The organism is Dolichospermum sp. UHCC 0259 (genome assembly GCF_009711935.1).
Lineage (GTDB): Bacteria > Cyanobacteriota > Cyanobacteriia > Cyanobacteriales > Nostocaceae > Dolichospermum.
Window position 1 is genome coordinate 1 of record NZ_VIKX01000304.1, and the last position, 1025, is coordinate 1025.

A 1025-nucleotide genomic window follows, 5' to 3' on the forward strand; every position below is an offset into this window, starting at 1 on the left:
AACTTTAGTTTGTTGCTGATTACGTTTCATAGCATTGTCCTTTGATTAACGAATTACTTACTTGTATCTCGCATAGATAGCATCGACAGATGCCTTCTGAATTAAGATTCACTTTTTGATTGCTGAAATTCAGTTGCAATTATTGTCTTCAATTCTGTTGGTTATATTAGCTACGCTCTCCAATAAAATGCCCCGATTCAAATAATTCGGGGCATAATAATTAATCTTCAACTTCTAAATCTTCGTCATCTTCATCCTGTTCAAAATCGTCATCTATCCAGTCATCTGAGTTATTACTTAAACCATTAAGTCCCTCCATGCGTTTAGAGCGAGCAGCTTTATGAGCAGCACGTCTATCTCGAATTTCATCCAGATTATTCAAGCCGTAAAGTTTGCGGGCATAATTCACCAATTCTTTCAATGGTGTGTTCAGGTAATCGTTACGAAACTGTGTGTTATGTTTTTCCCAATCAAACTCTTGTTCATTAAATCGGGCGGTAGCTGCTAATTCTCTCCCCGATTCTTCCCGTAATACCTCAATTACCATCAAATGGACTTTCTCCTGATAAGTAATTACTCGCTCTAAAGCTGGAATATGCTTTTTAGTTTTAGAGGTAGAGACTGTTTTAGTGGCTTTGCGAGTCTTCAGCATGAGAATTACTCCTTGATATTTTCTGTTTTTCTCATAGAAACCGCATCGAAAGATGCAATTCGCTGAAATTCCAATTCGTTCATTCTTTCCAAACTTTGTTTTACTAAATTTAGTTTTTTATAGGCATTGCTGTTAGCATCACTTGACAGATGATTCCTACTTCGTCATACAAGCTATGGCTCATAGGATAAACTTTTGTGCTTTTAATTACATGAAATTAAATGTTTTCAGTTTCTAATTAATTCCGCATTTAGACAATGACAATTTATAACTTTAAAAGTTTGTTTAGTATTTTATAAAAGTGGTAATTTTGATTCTTCCACATTATTTTGTTCAAAGTCAATAAAAAAATAACCTGTATTGTTGGTAGCAA

At 34.2% G+C, this 1025-nt stretch carries 1 protein-coding gene; it reads right to left on the minus strand.

Annotation, left to right across the window (positions count from 1 at the left end; all coding sequences use genetic code 11):
- Positions 1 to 220: 220 nt before the first annotated feature.
- Positions 221 to 652 (minus strand): hypothetical protein, encoded by a 432-nt coding sequence (locus tag FJR05_RS24665; RefSeq protein WP_168646543.1) that lies wholly within the window; start codon positions 650 to 652, stop codon positions 221 to 223.
- Positions 653 to 1025 lie beyond the last annotated feature (373 nt).

Coding starts and splice junctions, on each gene's coding strand:
- FJR05_RS24665 (WP_168646543.1), bottom strand. CDS start 652: ATGCTGAAGACTCGCAAAGCCACTAAAACAGTCTCTACCTCTAAAACT.